The 16,755-nt window shown below is 42.2% G+C and carries 17 protein-coding genes; 15 read left to right on the forward strand and 2 right to left on the reverse strand.

Going from position 1 to position 16,755, the window contains the following annotated elements:
• Positions 1-42 precede the first annotated feature (42 nt).
• The 13 genes from ACFFGV_RS07455 to ACFFGV_RS07515 all read left to right on the forward strand — a co-directional run bounded on the left by ACFFGV_RS07455 (position 43) and on the right by ACFFGV_RS07515 (position 12,068).
• Positions 43-444 (forward strand): VOC family protein, encoded by a 402-nt coding sequence (locus tag ACFFGV_RS07455; protein WP_377346204.1) that lies wholly within the window; start codon positions 43-45, stop codon positions 442-444.
• On the forward strand, positions 441-1,253 hold the full coding sequence (locus ACFFGV_RS07460; RefSeq protein WP_377346206.1) for a cobalamin-binding protein: 813 nt from the start codon (positions 441-443) through the stop codon (positions 1,251-1,253). The genes ACFFGV_RS07455 and ACFFGV_RS07460 overlap by 4 nt, the downstream gene beginning before the upstream one ends.
• Positions 1,254-1,582: 329 nt before the next feature.
• On the forward strand, positions 1,583-3,145 hold the full coding sequence (locus ACFFGV_RS07465; RefSeq protein WP_377346208.1) for a fatty acid--CoA ligase: 1,563 nt from the start codon (positions 1,583-1,585) through the stop codon (positions 3,143-3,145).
• Between the two features lie 19 nt (positions 3,146-3,164).
• Positions 3,165-4,310 carry an acyl-CoA dehydrogenase family protein gene (locus tag ACFFGV_RS07470; RefSeq protein ID WP_377346210.1) on the forward strand — a complete coding sequence of 382 codons (1,146 nt, stop codon included), beginning with the start codon at positions 3,165-3,167 and terminating at the stop codon, positions 4,308-4,310.
• A gap of 111 nt (positions 4,311-4,421) precedes the next feature.
• The gene (locus tag ACFFGV_RS07475) at positions 4,422-5,270 is read left to right on the forward strand and encodes a 3-hydroxyacyl-CoA dehydrogenase family protein (RefSeq protein ID WP_377346212.1); all 849 of its coding nucleotides are present in this window, start codon (positions 4,422-4,424) and stop codon (positions 5,268-5,270) included.
• Positions 5,271-5,284: 14 nt separating this feature from the next.
• Entirely contained in the window at positions 5,285-6,436 is a 1,152-nt protein-coding gene (locus tag ACFFGV_RS07480; protein ID WP_377346214.1) for a thiolase family protein, read from the forward strand.
• 169 nt (positions 6,437-6,605) lie between these two features.
• Positions 6,606-6,995: a hypothetical protein gene (locus ACFFGV_RS07485; protein WP_377346216.1), complete on the forward strand. Its 390-nt coding sequence runs from the start codon at positions 6,606-6,608 to the stop codon at positions 6,993-6,995.
• A gap of 149 nt (positions 6,996-7,144) precedes the next feature.
• The gene (locus tag ACFFGV_RS07490; protein WP_377346218.1) at positions 7,145-7,501 is read left to right on the forward strand and encodes a hypothetical protein; all 357 of its coding nucleotides are present in this window, start codon (positions 7,145-7,147) and stop codon (positions 7,499-7,501) included.
• A 239-nt stretch (positions 7,502-7,740) separates the two neighbouring features.
• The gene (locus ACFFGV_RS07495; RefSeq protein ID WP_377346220.1) at positions 7,741-8,322 is read left to right on the forward strand and encodes a cell wall hydrolase; all 582 of its coding nucleotides are present in this window, start codon (positions 7,741-7,743) and stop codon (positions 8,320-8,322) included.
• Between the two features lie 198 nt (positions 8,323-8,520).
• A complete protein-coding gene (locus ACFFGV_RS07500; RefSeq protein WP_377346222.1) occupies positions 8,521-8,730 on the forward strand; it encodes a hypothetical protein in 210 nt (69 codons plus the stop codon).
• A gap of 95 nt (positions 8,731-8,825) precedes the next feature.
• On the forward strand, positions 8,826-9,443 hold the full coding sequence (locus ACFFGV_RS07505; protein ID WP_377346224.1) for an NUDIX hydrolase: 618 nt from the start codon (positions 8,826-8,828) through the stop codon (positions 9,441-9,443).
• Positions 9,444-9,509: 66 nt separating this feature from the next.
• Positions 9,510-10,499, forward strand: a complete 990-nt coding sequence (locus ACFFGV_RS07510; RefSeq protein ID WP_377346226.1) for a Gfo/Idh/MocA family protein — start codon at positions 9,510-9,512, stop codon at positions 10,497-10,499.
• A 144-nt stretch (positions 10,500-10,643) separates the two neighbouring features.
• A complete protein-coding gene (locus tag ACFFGV_RS07515; RefSeq protein ID WP_377346228.1) occupies positions 10,644-12,068 on the forward strand; it encodes an aldehyde dehydrogenase family protein in 1,425 nt (474 codons plus the stop codon).
• Between the two features lie 85 nt (positions 12,069-12,153).
• On the opposite strand, the gene ald is transcribed toward ACFFGV_RS07515, so the two are convergent.
• Both ald and ACFFGV_RS07525 read right to left on the reverse strand, forming a co-directional pair.
• Entirely contained in the window at positions 12,154-13,287 is a 1,134-nt protein-coding gene (ald, locus tag ACFFGV_RS07520; RefSeq protein ID WP_377346230.1) for an alanine dehydrogenase, read from the reverse strand.
• Between the two features lie 116 nt (positions 13,288-13,403).
• A complete protein-coding gene (locus tag ACFFGV_RS07525; RefSeq protein WP_377346232.1) occupies positions 13,404-14,636 on the reverse strand; it encodes a PucR family transcriptional regulator in 1,233 nt (410 codons plus the stop codon).
• Between the two features lie 238 nt (positions 14,637-14,874).
• Here ACFFGV_RS07525 and ACFFGV_RS07530 point away from each other — a divergent pair, with 238 nt between their 5' ends.
• Together ACFFGV_RS07530 and ACFFGV_RS07535 are read left to right on the forward strand one after the other, a co-directional pair.
• Complete coding sequence (locus ACFFGV_RS07530) at positions 14,875-15,966, forward strand: YkvI family membrane protein (protein ID WP_377346234.1); 1,092 nt, start codon at positions 14,875-14,877, stop codon at positions 15,964-15,966.
• Positions 15,967-16,227: 261 nt separating this feature from the next.
• Positions 16,228-16,755, forward strand: coding sequence for a hypothetical protein (locus tag ACFFGV_RS07535; protein WP_377346236.1), 528 nt, complete (start codon positions 16,228-16,230; stop codon positions 16,753-16,755).

The raw sequence follows: 16,755 nt of genomic DNA on the forward strand, positions 1-16,755 counted from the left end.
TACTTAAATGTTATAATATTAAGAAAAAGAAGGGGTGTTTCAATGAATGTGCAAGGCTTTAATCATGTAACCATAAATGTAAAGAGCTTACATGAATCGTTACCATTTTATGTGGATGCTTTAGGTATGGACCTTGTGCACAAGGGTAGCAAGGATGCTTACTTAGAGTGGGGAAGTGCATGGATTTGTTTACAGGAACGAGGAGATTACTCAGACCAACGTATAGAAACGCTTGGTGTCGATCATGTCGCCTTCACGATTAATGAAGAGAATTTTCATAATGCAGCTCAACAATTGAAGGAAAAAAACATACCCATTGTTAGAGGGCCTGTACAGCGGGGTGGAGGCTGGACAATTAATTTCCTTGATCCAGACGGAGCAAATATAGAACTGCACACAGGCTCCCTGAAAGAAAGGATGAAGCATTGGGGTGGTATGGAATGAGAATTGTCTCCATATGTCCTAGTAATACTGAATTAGCAGCATACCTCGGCTTAACGGAGCAGCTCGTAGGGGTTGATAATTTCTCTGATTGGCCTTCTTCTGTCTTAACATTGCCGCGTTTGGGACCAGATTTATCCATCGATATGGATAAGGTAGAAGCATTGCAGCCTGATTTAGTGCTTGCTTCCCTAAGTGTGCCAGGCATGGAGAGGAATATTGAAGGATTACAAGAGCGAAATCTGCCTTATATTATATTAAACCCCCATTCATTACAAGGAATTGCAGAGGATTTAATTACTGTTGGAGAACATACCGGCACAGAAGCGCAAGCAGCAAGAGTGGTATCCCAATTTCAGAGCATTTTGAAGCAGTATGAAGAGATAGCCCAATCCATCGCAGATAAGCCTCGTATTTACTGGGAGTGGTGGCCGAAACCTATCTTTACACCAGGTGGGGGAAACTGGCTCACGGAAATAAGCTATCTAGCAGGAGCAAAAAACATCTTTGCATCAGAAGAAGAGGCCAGTTTGCAAACGGAATGGGAGAAAGTAGTAGAACAAGAGCCAGACGTTATTTGTATGGTGTGGGTCGGAGTAGCGGAAAAGAAAATGAGACCAGAGCTTATACAAAAACGTGATGGATGGAATCGTTTGGACGAAAAGCATACAACGATTCATACGCTAGAAGAGTCCTTGTATTGCCGCCCGTCACCTAGATTACTATACGGTTTGCAGAAGCTGGCATATCTACTTCATCCAGACCGCTATCCAACCTATCCCAATACCGATGTATTACTAGAATTAGGTTAACTGTAGGGCTCTGTTAATTTGCTGAATAGTGTTCTTATGTGGTGGGTTTAAATTCCTAATATCATTGGTCTGTTGCTGAGAGGCGAATGGAGTGGTCAGAAATAGCTACGCTTTCCTGCGGCCCCACAAGACGTGGGGTCGTACACCGTTGCTACAGGATGTAGCGAATCTGGATTAACCTACCATCAACATGGTCTGTAAAGAGGTAATTAAATCGAAAATAATTCTTTATTAGCAGGAATTAAGACCCTCAGTATAAAAATATAATGTAGGTGGAAGTTTCTTTGCGCTCATTTATGAAAGCGTTTACTTATTGAGGAGGGAATTGTGTGTACTTAACTTTAGACCGTATGTTTGATTTGACTGTTCAGAACAACGGGAAGAAAGAAGCGATAGTGGACCTGACAAAGAATAAGCGGTTGACGTATGAAGAATGGCAGGTAGAAGTTAACCAATTAGCTAACGCTCTACGGTCAGCTGGTGTGGAGAAGGGAGATCGGGTCTCTACATTATTGTTTAACTCCTACGAATTAGGTACGACTCTTTTTGCGTGTGCTCAGCTTGGAGCCATTTTTAACCCGATTAACTTCCGTCTCCAACCACAAGAGGTTGAGTATATCCTTGCTGACGCTGAACCGAAGGTCGTTATGTTTGAAACCGCCTTGGAACCTATTATTGCATCCTTATATTCGAAATTTACGAATATTTCGTTTTGGTGTATTAATGAACAAACACCAGGCTTTGCAGTAAACTATCATGAACGCGTACAACAAGCTTCATCAGAGCGGATAAATGTTGAGATGACAGAGGATGATGATTACGCCATCATGTACACTAGTGGAACGACTGGCAGACCTAAAGGGGTTGTGCACGCTCATCGAAATATGATGGAACAAAGCATTGCTTGTATCGCACACCTAGGAGTTTCTCCAAAGGAACGTGGCCTTGTTACTGCCCCAATGTTTCATTGCGCCGAGCTTCATTGCAATTTCATCCCTCGCGTTCACGCTGGCTGTACGAACATTATATTGCACCATTTTGAACCAAAGAAGGTACTCGCAAGTATAGAGCAAGAGAAGGTAACAAGTGTATTCGCTGCCCCTACTATGTGGAATATGCTTATTCAAGAAGATGTCAGCGCTTATCAAATAGAATCCCTGCAATTTGGAACGTATGGAGCTGCACCAATGGCACCAGCCCTAGTTACAGCCTGCAGAGAAACATTAGGTATAGACCTCATTCAAGCATACGGTATGACGGAGATGGGACCTGCCATTACCTTCCTTGCGAAAGACGAACAGGTGGATAAGGCAGGTTCAGCAGGGAGAGCTGCTTTCAATCATGACATACGGGTTGTGCGACCGGTTGAAGACGGAAGAGCGGAGCCAGAGGATGTTATGCCCCCTGGAGAAGTAGGAGAAATTATAGTAAGAGGTCCTTCTATGATGAGAGAGTATTATAAACGTCCAGATGCAACTTCGGAAGTGTTGTATAAAGGGTGGTATTACTCTGGCGATTTAGGCTACATGGATGAGGAGCATTATTTGTATGTAGCTGATCGAGTTCGGGATATGGTTATTAGTGGCGGAGAGAACATATACCCTCGGGAAGTAGAGGATGTGTTACATGCTCACGCAGGAATTTTAGATGTAGCGGTTCTGGGTGAGCCTGATGAGGTATGGGGGGAATCTGTAGTGGCTGTAGTGGTCAAAAAAGACTCAGCACTCACAGAGGAAGCGTTAGACACGTATTGTAAGGAAAGTAATGCACTAGCTAATTATAAACGTCCCCGTCGTTATGTATTTGTAGAAGAGTTGCCACGGAACGCTAGTGGTAAAATTCAAAAATTCCTCCTAAGAGAACAGTTTAAACAAGAATCAGCTTCCTCATAAGCGGAAAGGACTAAAGCCAATGGCTGCACGTTACTTACAGGAAGAACACGATATGTTCCGAAGCTCATTACGGAAATGGTTAGAGAAAGAAGCAAGGCCGTTCTACCTGGATTGGGAGAAGAATGGTATGGTTCCTCGTTCGTTTTGGAAAAAGCTTGGGGAGCAAGGATTTCTCTGTGCGTGGGTAGAGGAACAGTATGGTGGTGTAAATGCTGATTTCGCGTATTCCGTTATTTTAAATGAGGAATTAGAACGCATTGGATCCTCTCTTATTGGCATTGGCCTTCACAACGACATCGTTACACCTTATATAGACACGTTTGGAACAAAAGAGCAAAAAGCCAAATGGCTTCCTGGCTGTGTACAGGGAGATTTAATTACTGCTATTGCCATGACAGAGCCAGGCGCCGGTTCAGACCTTGCTAATATTCGTACCAAAGCTTTAAAGAAGGGTGGCAAATATATAGTAAACGGTGAGAAAACTTTTATAACAAACGGTATAGCAAGTGATCTTGTCATCGTTGTCTGTAAAACAGATCCCCAAGCCAGCCCTGCTTATAAAGGAATCAGCTTGTTAATGGTAGAGAAGGGAACGCCTGGATTTTCCCATGGTCGAAAGCTTGAGAAGGTTGGCCTTCACGCTCAAGATACCGCAGAGCTGATTTTTGAGGATGCAGAAGTTCCTGCCAGTAATTTAATCGGTGAGGAAGGGAAAGGGTTTTATTATCTAATGGAAAAGCTGCAGCAGGAGCGGCTGATTGTCTCCATTGCAGCTCAAGCCGCAGCGGAGACAATGCTAAGTCAAACCCTCTCTTATGTAAAGCAAAGAGAAGCTTTTGGCAAACCAATTAGTAAGCTGCAGACTGTTCAATTTCGTATGGCGGAGATGGCGACAGAAATTGAAGTGGGTCGTTCCTTCTTGGATGACTTAATCGAGCATCATATTAATCAGGAAGACGTGACTACTAAGGTGTCTATGTCAAAATGGTGGCATACAGAAATGGCTAGGCGAGTAATTACAGAATGCATGCAGCTACATGGTGGATACGGATACATGGAAGAATATGAAATTGCCAGAAGGTACCGTGATATACCAGTAGCATCCATTTATGCAGGAACCAACGATATTATGAAGTCGATCATTGCTAAGAACTTAGGATTATAGAAAATAAGAATGAAGATAACCGAAAAGGAAGGGCAGGAAAGGTAAGGACTCTGCTCTTCCATTACAGTAATGAATGGAAGTGAGGATATATATACATAAGGAGGGAGTTCGATGATTCATCAGGTTAGTGTCATAGGGGCAGGGATTATGGGAAGCGGTATCGCGCAGGCAATGGCAAACGGCAATAAACAGGTGTTTTTATATGACATTACGGAAGAGGCGTTACACAAGGGGATGCAATCAATTGAGAACAGTCTGTCCAGGTTTGTTAAAGCCAACCATATTACAGAACAGGAGAAGCGGGCAGTCCTTCAAAACATTGTTCCAACCTTACATTTAAAGGAAGCTGTCGAACATAGCCACTTAGTTATAGAAGCCGTTACGGAGAATCTTGCTATCAAGAAAGAGCTATTCTCGGAAATCGACGAGTTGACCCAAGAGGCTACTATTCTAGCAACGAATACTTCTGAACTAAGTGTTACCGCTATTGCATCAGCTACTTCTAAACCGCATATGGTAGTGGGGATGCATTGGTTTAATCCTGCCCCTGTAATGAAGTTAATAGAAATAGTGCGGGCAATGGATACTGCCCCTGAAGTCATATCACATATAGAAGAGGTTGCGAAGGATGTTGGCAAGGAAACGGTGGTTGTGAAGGATCGGCAAGGATTTGTGACAACAAGGGCCATATCAGCTCATTTGTTAGAATGTATGCGAATGTATGAAGAAGGAATTGCATCGAAGCAAGATATCGATAAAGCGATAGAGCTTGGCCTTAACTACCCAATGGGTCCCTTATCTCTTTCTGACTATATCGGGTTGGATACGTTGCTGTTTGCGAGTGAGGGGATGGTCGAGGCATATGGAGAACGGTTCCGTCCACCTCAATTGTTAGTGAAATTAGTGGAAGCTGGTCATTATGGTGTGAAATCAGGAAAAGGGTTTTATGATTATTCCTAAAGGAGCTGTGTAGTATGTCTAGAGAAGTAGTCATCATAGAAGCTGTTAGAACACCTGTTGGAAAGCGTAAAGGATATTATCGTAATGTTCACCCTGTCCACCTTGGGTCCCAAATATTAACAGAAGTTGTGCGAAGAGCTGGTATAGAGAAAGGGATGGTCGAGGATATTGTTATGGGTTGTGTTTCCCCAATTGGAGAACAAGGCTATAACATTGGCAGACTAGCTGCTTTGGACGCAGGCTTCCCAGTTGAAGTTCCAGCCGTGCAATTAAACCGAATGTGTGGATCGGGCCAGCAGGCCATCCATTTTGCCGCGCAAGAAATATTAGCAGGCGACATGGATATAACCATCGCTGCAGGAGTGGAAAATATGACGAGAGTTCCTATCCTGAGTGACGGAAATGAAGAAACCATTCCCGATAGTGTCCATGAAGCCTATGATATTGTTCATCAAGGTGTTTCAGCAGAATTAATTGCAGATAAGTACAGAATGACGAGGGAAGAGTTAGACGAATTTGCCTATAATAGTCATCAACGAGCTATTCATGCCATTAAAGAAGGACGATTTCAGCGAGAAATCCTTCCTATTGAAGGAGAAGATAAGGACGGGAACAGAGTCCTTGTGGATACAGATGAAGGACCGAGAGAAGATACTTCTTTGGAAGCACTCTCCAAGCTGCAGCCTGTATTCAAAGAAAATGGATTAATTACAGCTGGTAACGCTAGCCAAATGAGTGACGGTGCATCTGCTGTCCTGTTAATGGATGCTAAAAAAGCCGAAAATCTTGGCTTGAGGGCAAGAGCAAGGATTCTGCATCGCGTTGTCGTGGGATCAGACCCTACTTTTATGCTGGATGGTGTCATTCCTGCCACTCAAAAAGTACTGCAACAAGCAGGGCTCTCCATTGAGGACATGGACCGCGTCGAAATCAATGAAGCATTTGCGCCTGTTCCACTAGCCTGGCAGCGTGAAATGAACGGAGACCTGAGCAGGGTAAACGTGAATGGTGGAGCTATTGCGCTAGGCCACCCTTTAGGAGCAACTGGTACAAAGCTCATGACCTCCCTCGTCCATGAATTAGAAAGAATAAATGGACGCTATGGCTTGCTTACCATTTGTATTGGCCACGGCATGGCAACTGCGGCCATTATTGAACGCATATAAAAATAGGCATACAGCAATTCGCCGCTGTATGCCTATTTTGTTAGGTCACATATGGCAGCTGCAAGGCTACTATGATAATGAATTGGGCGTTTCAATCAATTAATGGGTGTATGTACCCGTTAAGATATGAAATGAATAGAATAAGGGCAGAGGGAAAGGAGGTTAGGGTATGCCGTATTATAATCCATACTATAATGGATGGAACATTCATGCTTATAGACACCCGAGTCAAGTGAATGGGGGAGGTGCCGAGCATCATGGTGCCTCTAACGCAGAAGGGGCTAATGAAGGAATGCATGCTAATCAGTCTTCCTCAAACGGAGGCCCGCAGCCGTTCCCTGGTCAAACTTCTTACATGCCGATTCCACCACAGATGCTTCAAGGGGATGCATCTGATATACAATATGTAATGCAATTGATTATAAACCTTGGTAATCAAATAGATATGCTTAATCAGGTAATAGCTCAAAATAATCAATTGCTTCAAACTATGCATGACCAGGAAGAAACGAAATGCGTCCAAGGCACTGGAGGGGGAGCAGTCATCGTCAGGATGTAACTGTTCAAACAGAAGAAGACTACCGGTAAAGGTAGTCTTCTCAGGCTGTCGAGAAAGTCTCGACAGTCTTATTTTTTTCTTTTTACTTTCATTATTCACCGCGTTAATTTGTTATAATAGTTATATATTCTCTAACGAAAGGTGTTTCGATGTTTCAATCCAAAAAAGAGCGTCAAAATAAAATCGAAATGGTCACGATTGAAGAGCTTGTTCCTGAAGACCATCTCCTCCGTTATTGTCGCCTGCGCGGAAAAGAAAATGTGCGCGACACAGGCGTTACTGACAGCTGCCTGTCAGAACATGAAGAAGATTGCCCTTCACCTATCAAGGGTGTGTTAGGTGAAGGAGAGTCTTTTTCGGTGAAGGGCTGGCAAATACCAGGAGACTCCTGCGGAAAAACGGGCGATCCGAGACCCCCGAGTGTGGGTTTCACGAGGAGGCTCGGGCGTTCGTCCGCGGAAAGCGAGTGGTATTTGCCAGCCCGCATACATGTAAAAAGCTTGTAGGAAACAAGGAGGGTTCTCTACAAGCTGAGACAGACTACCGGTGAAGGTAGTCTTCTTTTCACTGCGTACAGAAAAGCTCCGTACCTCATTTGGTGCGTCTTGAAATCATCTTTTCGATTATGTTAATCAACATGTTTTACGAAGAAAAAGTACTGGAAATGCAGGAAAGAATTAATAGTGAGACTCTCCTTCTTCTATGTTAGGTTAATAAATGAGATAAAAAAGGAGGTAGATGTTCATTGATTAGAAATATGTTGGTATCAGGTATTCTTTCTGTATGCTTCTTTGCATTTTCATTTCCTTTAACAAGCTATGCCGAACAAAGCACCCATAACGTCCAGAAGGGCGAATCATTATATAGCATTGCAACTGACTATGGTATTTCTTATAAACAGCTGCAAGCGATGAACAATAAATCAAATGTAACTATTCAACCAGGGGAATCATTGCAACTGCCGGTTCTGCCATCTTCAGCAGAAAAAGACCTGCTTGCTCGACTAGTAGAAGCGGAGGCAAAGGGAGAGAGCTATGCTGGTAAGGTAGCTGTAGCAACGGTAGTGCTTAACCGTGTCGAGAGTAGTAAGTTTCCAGATACGCTTTATGGAGTCATTCACGACGGAAAACAATTCTCTCCAGTATTAAATGGGACTATTCACCAGCCCGCAGGGGAAGAATCCAAGAAAGCCGTTCAAGAAGCTGTATATTATCAAGGGTATGATCAAGAGTCCTTGTTCTTCTACAATCCAGATAAAGCTCAAAGTGACTACCTTGAAGATAAAGAGGTTACAACAGTTATTGGCAATCACTTATTCTTGCGATAGCTCATAAAAAAGACAAGCATTCATATATGAATGATGATAGTAAGCATGTAGAGAATCCTTTGTTTTTCTACATGCTTTTTTCTTACATCTCCATAGCCTGGATAGTTTCTAATTAGGTTATTGCTGGCAGTAATGATTAGATAATCCTAGCATCCTATGCCAGGGGCTTGTATGCTTATATATTGTAAGGGAGATGTATTGTTAGATAAATGGGAAGGAAGGATAGTTGTGTTAATTTGGTTCATGAATGTGATACTTATTACGATTCTTGTGTCCCTGTATATGTTTTTGAAGGATGGCAGAGAGGAAGGCGAAAAGCGTTCTTTCCTATATAAAGTAGGCCTTTCTCTTGGATTAGGGGTCCTAATGGCAACAATTACAGCTGTAGTTCTTCAGTTTATGAGCTGAACATAGATGTGATATACATAATAGGCACTTTTTAAGGCTTTTTGTTTCTTCTTTGATATAGTAGAAGACATAACAATCGATTGGAGGGGATTTAGATGAACAGGAAATCGCTGATGGAAATGCTAGTAAACCATACCCCTTCCATCATTGGTGATGATGGACTACATTCTTATGCTCTCTTATTGCCGTTAATGGAAAGAGAGGATGGTCTCCATCTCTTATTTGAAGTGCGTTCCTATGAGATGCGACGCCAGCCTGGGGAGATTTGCTTTCCAGGTGGGAAACAGGATGCAGATGATGCAGATGAGAAAGACACTGCAGTTCGAGAAGCAACGGAGGAGCTCGGTGTTGCTGCTTCTCAAATCAACGATGTCCATTCGATTGGATATATGGTATCTCCGTTTGGTATGAAAGTGGAAGCTTATGCTGGGGTTTTGCAGTGTACGATGGAAGAGCTTACGCCTAATAAGGCGGAGGTTGCAGAGGTGTTTACCGTCCCACTTTCTTTTTTCTTAGAGGAAGAACCTGAGATTCATTATGTACAAATGGAGGTAACGCCTGAAGCGAGCTTTCCATTTGATTTAATACCATATGGGGAGAACTATCAATGGCCTAAGCGTAGATATCCAGAGTATTTTTATTATTACCAAGGACGAGTTATCTGGGGGTTAACGGCTCGAATCTTGCATGATTTTGTGAAAAGCATACAATAAGCGTAAGGAGCCTAACTTTATAATAGTCAAGTTAGGCTTTATCTATATCATAAAGGAGAAATGAACATGATTCGATTTGGAGTTATTGGTACGAATTGGATAACTGAACGGCTGTTGTACGCTGTCAAGGATCTATCCGATTTTACACTTACAGCTGTATATTCTAGGACCAAGCAGAAGGCGGAAGAGTTTGCTCATCAATATGGAGTAGACAAGACATTTACAGATTATCAAGGTATGGCGGAGAGTGATGAAATAGATGCGGTATATATCGCCAGCCCTAATTTTATACATAGTGAACAAGCTGTTGTCTTTCTCCAGCATGGAAAGCATGTATTGTGTGAGAAACCGCTTGCTTCTAATGAAGAAGAAACAAAACGTATGATTGAGGCCGCACAACAAAATCAAGTGCTGTTAATGGAAGCTATGCGCACCACCATGGTACCTAATTTCCAGAAAATCCAAAACAACATCGAGAAGCTTGGGAAAGTGAGACGTTATTTCGCAAGCTATTGCAAATATTCATCCCGTTACGATGCATATCGGGAAGGAACTATTCTCAATGCTTTTAACCCTAAATATTCTAACGGCGCTTTGATGGATTTAGGAGTGTATTGTATTTACCCAATGATCGCATTATTTGGAGAACCGAGTAGTATAAAGGCAAGTGGCATTCGATTGGAGTCAGGTGCAGATGGCTCTGGAAGCATGGTTGCCCAGTATGAAGACATGGATGGTGTTATTATGTATTCCAAAATTAATGATTCTCACCTCCCTTCAGAAATTCAAGGAGAAGAGGGAACTATGATTATACATCCTAACATTTCCTCTCCTGAGGAAGTGGAGATTTATTATCGAGATGGATCAAAGGAAACTATCAGTGAGGATAGGGAGCAGGAAGAAATGTATTATGAGGTTAAATCATTTATTCAGCTCATTCAATCAGGTGAAACAATGTCTTATATCAATAGCTTTGATACGTCTCTAACGACTGCTAGAGTAATGGAAACAGCAAGAAAACAAATTGGCGTTGTGTACCCTGCTGACCAAAAATAGACCATGAGTAAGGTTACCTATATTCTCCCTTAGATGTTTAATCAGGTGCTTAATAGGATACATCTTTTAGACAACCAAATATGGAAAGTCACTGAAATCTCACTTAGCAATAGACATCTTATTTTTGAAAGGGAGATTATAACTATGCGCGAACGATTAACACATTTTATTAACGGAGAATGGGTCGAATCGACAGGTTCTGAGACATATGACGTTATTAACCCGGCTACCGAAAAGCCGATGGGCAGAATTAGTATGGGGACAGAAAAAGATGTTGATAAAGCAGTGCAAGCAGCACGAGATGCTTTTCCATCTTTTTCCCAAACGTCTAAACAAGAACGAATAGAGATGCTGGAGCGAATTGCTGAAGAATATGCCAATCGCAAGGAAGAGTTAATTGAAGTCATGACTGACGAATTAGGCTCTCCGCTGAAAATCTCTGAAAAGGTGCATTATAACATGGGGTATAACCACTTTGCGCAAGCTGCTGAATCACTGAAGAATATTTCCTTTACAGAAGATCGTGGGAAGCATACTGTAGTTAAGCAATCAGTTGGAGTAAGTGGACTCATTACTCCTTGGAATTTCCCAACGAATCAGGCTTCTACTAAAATTGCCAGTGCCTTTGCAGCAGGGAGCCCGGTGGTATTAAAGCCTGCAGAGTTAACTCCATTTGCTGCTATTATTTTAGCGGAGATATTTGAGGCAGCAGGCGTTCCTAAGGGAGCCTTTAATCTAGTAAATGGTTCAGGAGAAACAGTGGGTAATGCCATAAGCTCCCATCAGGACATTGATTTTGTCTCCTTCACAGGTTCTGCCGGAGTTGGGGAAAAAGTCATGAAGAATGCTTCGGAAACCATCAAGAATGTAGCATTAGAGCTTGGTGGGAAATCGCCGCTCGTTATACTGGAGGATGCTGATATGGAACAGGCAGCAAAGGCTGCAGTTAACCATATTGCCATGAACTCTGGACAAGTGTGCTCCGCTGCAACTAGGATGATTGTCCCTGTATCTAGAAAAGAAGAGTTTGAAGAAGCAGTGAAGCAAGTTCTACCTAAGTTTCCTGTAGGAGATCCACGTGGCGGCAATTTCGTAGGCCCACTTGTTGCTGAAAAGCAATTTGATCGAGTGCAATCCTACATTGAAAAAGGTATAGAGGAAGGTGCTACGCTTTTAGCTGGCGGATTAGGAAAACCAGAAGGGTTAGAAACTGGCTATTATGTACAACCAACTATATTTACGGATGTACGTAATGACATGGTAATAGCTCAGGAAGAAATATTTGGACCCGTCATGTCTATCATCACTTATGATCCCATTGAGGAAGCAATTGAAATCTCTAATGATGTAGTATACGGGCTTGCTGGGTATGTGTATGGCAAAGATGAAGAAACCCTTCGGAAGGTATCTCTAGCTATTCGTGCAGGACGGATTAAAGTGAATGACGCTGAAATGGATTTTGCTGCTCCATTTGGAGGATTCAAACAATCTGGTATCGGTAGAGAATGGGGAGACTACGGAATTGAAGAGTATTTAGAAGAGAAAGCAATACTTGGATTTCCATCCTAAATGAGATAATGAAAAAGGCTTCCACGTATTTTACTGGGAAGCCTTTTTCTATTTTATTAAATCTTATTTTCATAAACGGAGAGTGTTACGAATGCACCGGCTGCTGCTTCATCGCATCTTGAACAGAGCGATAAGGTAAGTCAAGATCTCGAGCGACCGCTTCATACGTTAAGTGACCATTCATGGTATTAACACCTTGTTCAATGCTTGGGTTTTCGACAATGGCCTGCTCTACACCTTTAGACGCAATTTCAACTGCGTACGGAATCGTTACGTTAGTCAAGGCGACCGTTGCTGTACGTGGAACAGCACCAGGAATATTGGCTACTGCATAATGAAGAACACCATGCTTTTCATAGATAGGATTATCGTGTGTGGTAATGTGATCCACCGTCTCGAAATTGCCTCCCTGATCAATTGCAACATCTACTATGACAGAGCCTGAAGCCATAGACTTTACCATATCCTCTGTCACAATTTTTGGTGCTTTTGCTCCAGGAATTAGCACCGCACCAATAACTAAATCAGCTTGCTTTACTGCTTCTGCAATGTTATAAGGGTTTGACATAAGAGTCTGCACATCTGAACCGAATTGATCGTCCAACTCTCTTAGGCGGTCAGGATTTAAGTCAATCATCGTTACATTCGCTCCAAGTCCTATTGCTACCTTAGCTGCGTTGGTACCAACAATACCTCCCCCAATAATGACTACATTGCCTCTTGATACACCAGGAACGCCGCTTAGTAAGATTCCTTTACCTCCAGAGGATTTCTCTAAATATTGAGCCCCTAATTGGGTAGCCATACGTCCGGCTACTTCACTCATCGGAGTAAGAAGAGGGAGTTTGTTGTTAGCGGTAATTGTTTCATATGCTATAGCGGTAACTTCATTTTCCACAAGAGCTTTCGTTAACTCTGGCTCCGCAGCGAGATGAAGGTAGGTGAATAGATATAACCCTTTACGGAAATAGCTATATTCTGCTGGAAGGGGTTCCTTCACCTTCATGACCATCTCTGCCTGTGCCCAAACGTTGGCAGCACTTGTAATGAGCTCAGCCCCAGCTTCTTGATACTCCTCATTGGAGAAATTACTTCCAAGTCCTGCATCCGCTTCCACAAGTACACGATGTCCTTTGCTTTTCAAGGTAATCACGCCTGAGGGGGTAATAGCAACACGGTTTTCATTATTCTTAATTTCTTTTGGGATTCCGATAATCATGGGAAGGTCCACCTTTCGCTGTGTATTATAGGGGAAGTATAGCGCACAGGAAGGTGTTTTTGTTTAGAGGAAAATGAAAAAATACAAGAGGGTATTTGTGTAACTCCACAAATACCTCATTCCGTCTGCTCTGTCAGTATATCAAGATAAAGCATTGTTTTTTGATTAGGGTTTTTAAAATCAATATTCCCTATCTCTTTAATGCGTTTTAGTCGGTAATTTAATGTGTTTGTATGAATGTGCATTTGGGCAGCCGCCTGGTGTACATTACTGTTCTGCATTAAAAAAGTCTTAAGAGTTTCATACAAGGACGTGCGATTGTCTATATCGTATTGCTTTATGCGCTCTAGCTTTTCATTTCGATATTGTTCCCGTTTTTGCAGGGCTGCTAATTCATTAATAAACTGGTACACCCCGAGCTCTTCATAGCCTGTAATATCCGCCAATGGGTGAGGGAATTGTTCCTTTAGCTCAAGCACCTTTAAAGCCTGGCGGTAACTATCTCGTATATACTCTGGCGAGCGATAAAGTAATCCATATACTCCAGCCATTTCCTCCATGACAAACCGTTCCTTCATTTTCTGGATAAAGTCTCGAATGAACCCTTGAACAACAGTAGGGGCATGAAGGGTATCCTTTGTATTCAGTAGTAGCACAAGCTGATTATCGTCAAATAGGCGACTGATTACTTTGGACTGATGCATGGTTTTTGTTAAGTAGTTGGCATGCCGTTCAATAGAATGACTCATATCCTCTGGAAAAGCAAATACCACCACACATAAGGGGCCAGCCAGTTGTAAATCAAATCGTTTAGCATGGTGAAGAATCTCTGACTCGTGCCGTAACGTTCCGCTTAATAGCTGCCAGAAAAACTCCTTCTGATTTTCTTCTGTCTTCCTTTTCTTAGCCTGTTGTCTAAGTAAATGCTGACTGACCATTTGTGCAGCGTCCTTCATTTGCTGTAAATGTTCTGGTGTAACAGGAGTATCATTCGACTGAGCCCAGATAAATCCCAATATGTCATTATGCTTTCGTACCGCAATAGCAAGACGATTGCTAAGACCAATATGCTCAATAGAATCGACAATGATGGGCTCACTTGTTTCAAATAATTGGGACATCACCCCTTGTTTCCATAAACCATTCACAACATGATCCGGAACTTTCCGTTGCATGATAGTAGCGCTACGGGCATCATCTACATGCTTCTCGTGTTTGCTATAGGAAACGATGCGGTGGTTGGCATCCTCGATGGTAACAGGAAAGCCAAGCACTTCAGCAATGCGATCTGCTAACCCTTCAGGTGTATCAAAAAAATCTTGGAATGGGGTTTGGATGGATTCACTCATAGCGTTTCTCCTTCTTTGTTGGCTGCCTTTATTCTATCATTGATTTCCAACACGAAACACACCTCTCCTTTGATTTCAATTTACTCTTGATTTATTTGTGTAAAACAACGAATATAGAATACGTGATTTGTGTATTAAACCAAATCATTGAAAGCGCCATCATGATAAACTGGATGGAGTTTATGTTTTGGTAGCGTTTTCGCATGCTTGTGCAAAGCTACATAAGGAGGATTACGCATTGAACAAAATACTTAGAATTGCTAGTGCCTTCGTTGGCATTATTGTAGGTGCTGGCTTCGCATCAGGACAGGAAATATTACAGTATTTTACTAGCTATGGATATCTTGGCACTGCCGGAGCTATAGCTGCTACAGCATTGTTTGCTTATATGGGAATGATGTTGACAAAGCTTGGCACCCGTACCAAGGCAAAGTCTCACAAGGAAGCTGTTTATCGGGTGAGCGGATATAAGTGGCTTGGTACGATTGTGGATTATGTGATTATTTTTACGCTATTTAGTGTTGGGGTTGTGATGATTGCAGGGGCTGGCTCTATTCCAAGTCAGCAATTTGGATTGCCTCCTGTAGTAGGCGTAATCCTTATGAGCATTATTGTTATCGCAACCATTATGATGAATGTGGAAAAGGTTATTAATGTAATTGGTAGTATTACTCCGTTTTTAATAGTGACAGTTATCATCATTTCCATTTATAGTGTGGTCACGATGGATAGTAGTTATCAATCCCTTGTTTCAGTTGCTCTAGAGCAGCCACAAGCCATGTCAAACTGGTTTATAAACAATTGGTTTGTCTCTTCCTTAAACTACGTATCCTTTAATATCGCTGTCGGTGCTTCCATGTCCTTATTAATGGGAGGAAATGAAGAGGACGAACGAGCTTCTTCTATTGGAGGACTCATTGGGGGATTTGTACTTGGTCTGTTAATAGTGCTTAGCCATTTAGCTATATTCTCCCAGGTGGATGTCGTAGCTGATGCTGCCATGCCGATGCTTAAAATCGTAGATAGCCTATCTCCAGTACTAGGAATATTGTATTCTCTAATCCTATTTGGAATGATCTTTAATACCGCAGTGAGTATGTTCTTTTCGCTTGCTGCTCGTTTTACTGTAGTTGGTACATCCACCCATAAGAAATTTGTATTGACCATTGGTGTAATTGCATTTGGCTTAAGCTTTGTAGGGTTTACCAATTTAATTTCTATATTCTATCCCGTAATAGGATTTATGGGCTTATTTTTAATATTGGCTCTGGTAACTGCGCCATTTCGGTTGAAGGAAACGAAGAGAAGCAATGAGCAAATATCAGCATAATGGATAAAGCAAGAGCACATCCAGCGTGGATAGTGCTCTTGTTTGTGTATGAAATAACAGAGCCCTGCTACGCATCGGTAAAAAAGATGGAGGGAAAGAGCTGCCAATTGGAAACAGTTAAAGTTACGGAAGGACTATTATAGTAAATTTTATAGAGGCGTGGTTGAAAATGACTGTTTTGACATAATTGTGTTTCAATCCATTAAAAGTATGTTACTTTTTGGTGGAAGATATTACATTAAACGTAATGGAGGGAAAAAAATGAAAAAGCTGCTCATTTCCTTAAGTGCCTTTGGTTTATTTGCCGTTCCTGCTGTCAGTTCTGTATCTGCCGAGAAAGTTGATGACCCGAACCGATTGGATAAGACGGGACAAGAAGTATTAGAGTCTTACAGTACTCCTCGGATCAACGTGAGTAAGGAAGATTCTTCTACTAGAGAGATAACGGTCAAAGGAGCTCAGAAAGCAGCTTCCACCTCGTCAAACCGATTTACCCTAAAGCGAGGTAGTGCGTTAGCTTGGTCTGAGGCAGTTGTTACATGGAATTATAACGGCTATGGCGTAGCAGCAAGTGATGGATCCCAGGATTCTGGTTTCATTTTCCCGAATATCGTACGAGAAGAGGGGATTACGAAATTGGGCACCTCCACTTACACTCGACATGAATATCGCTCAGAGACAACGATTGGCGCTGGAACTGTTACACCTTGGGGAGATGTTACGGTATATGAAACGGGATATACCGATTATCTTAATGTAAAAGGGGACGGAACAGCATACTCCAATTAA

Source organism: Pontibacillus salicampi (genome assembly GCF_042434395.1).
Classification (GTDB): Bacteria; Bacillota; Bacilli; order Bacillales; family BH030062; genus Pontibacillus; species Pontibacillus salicampi.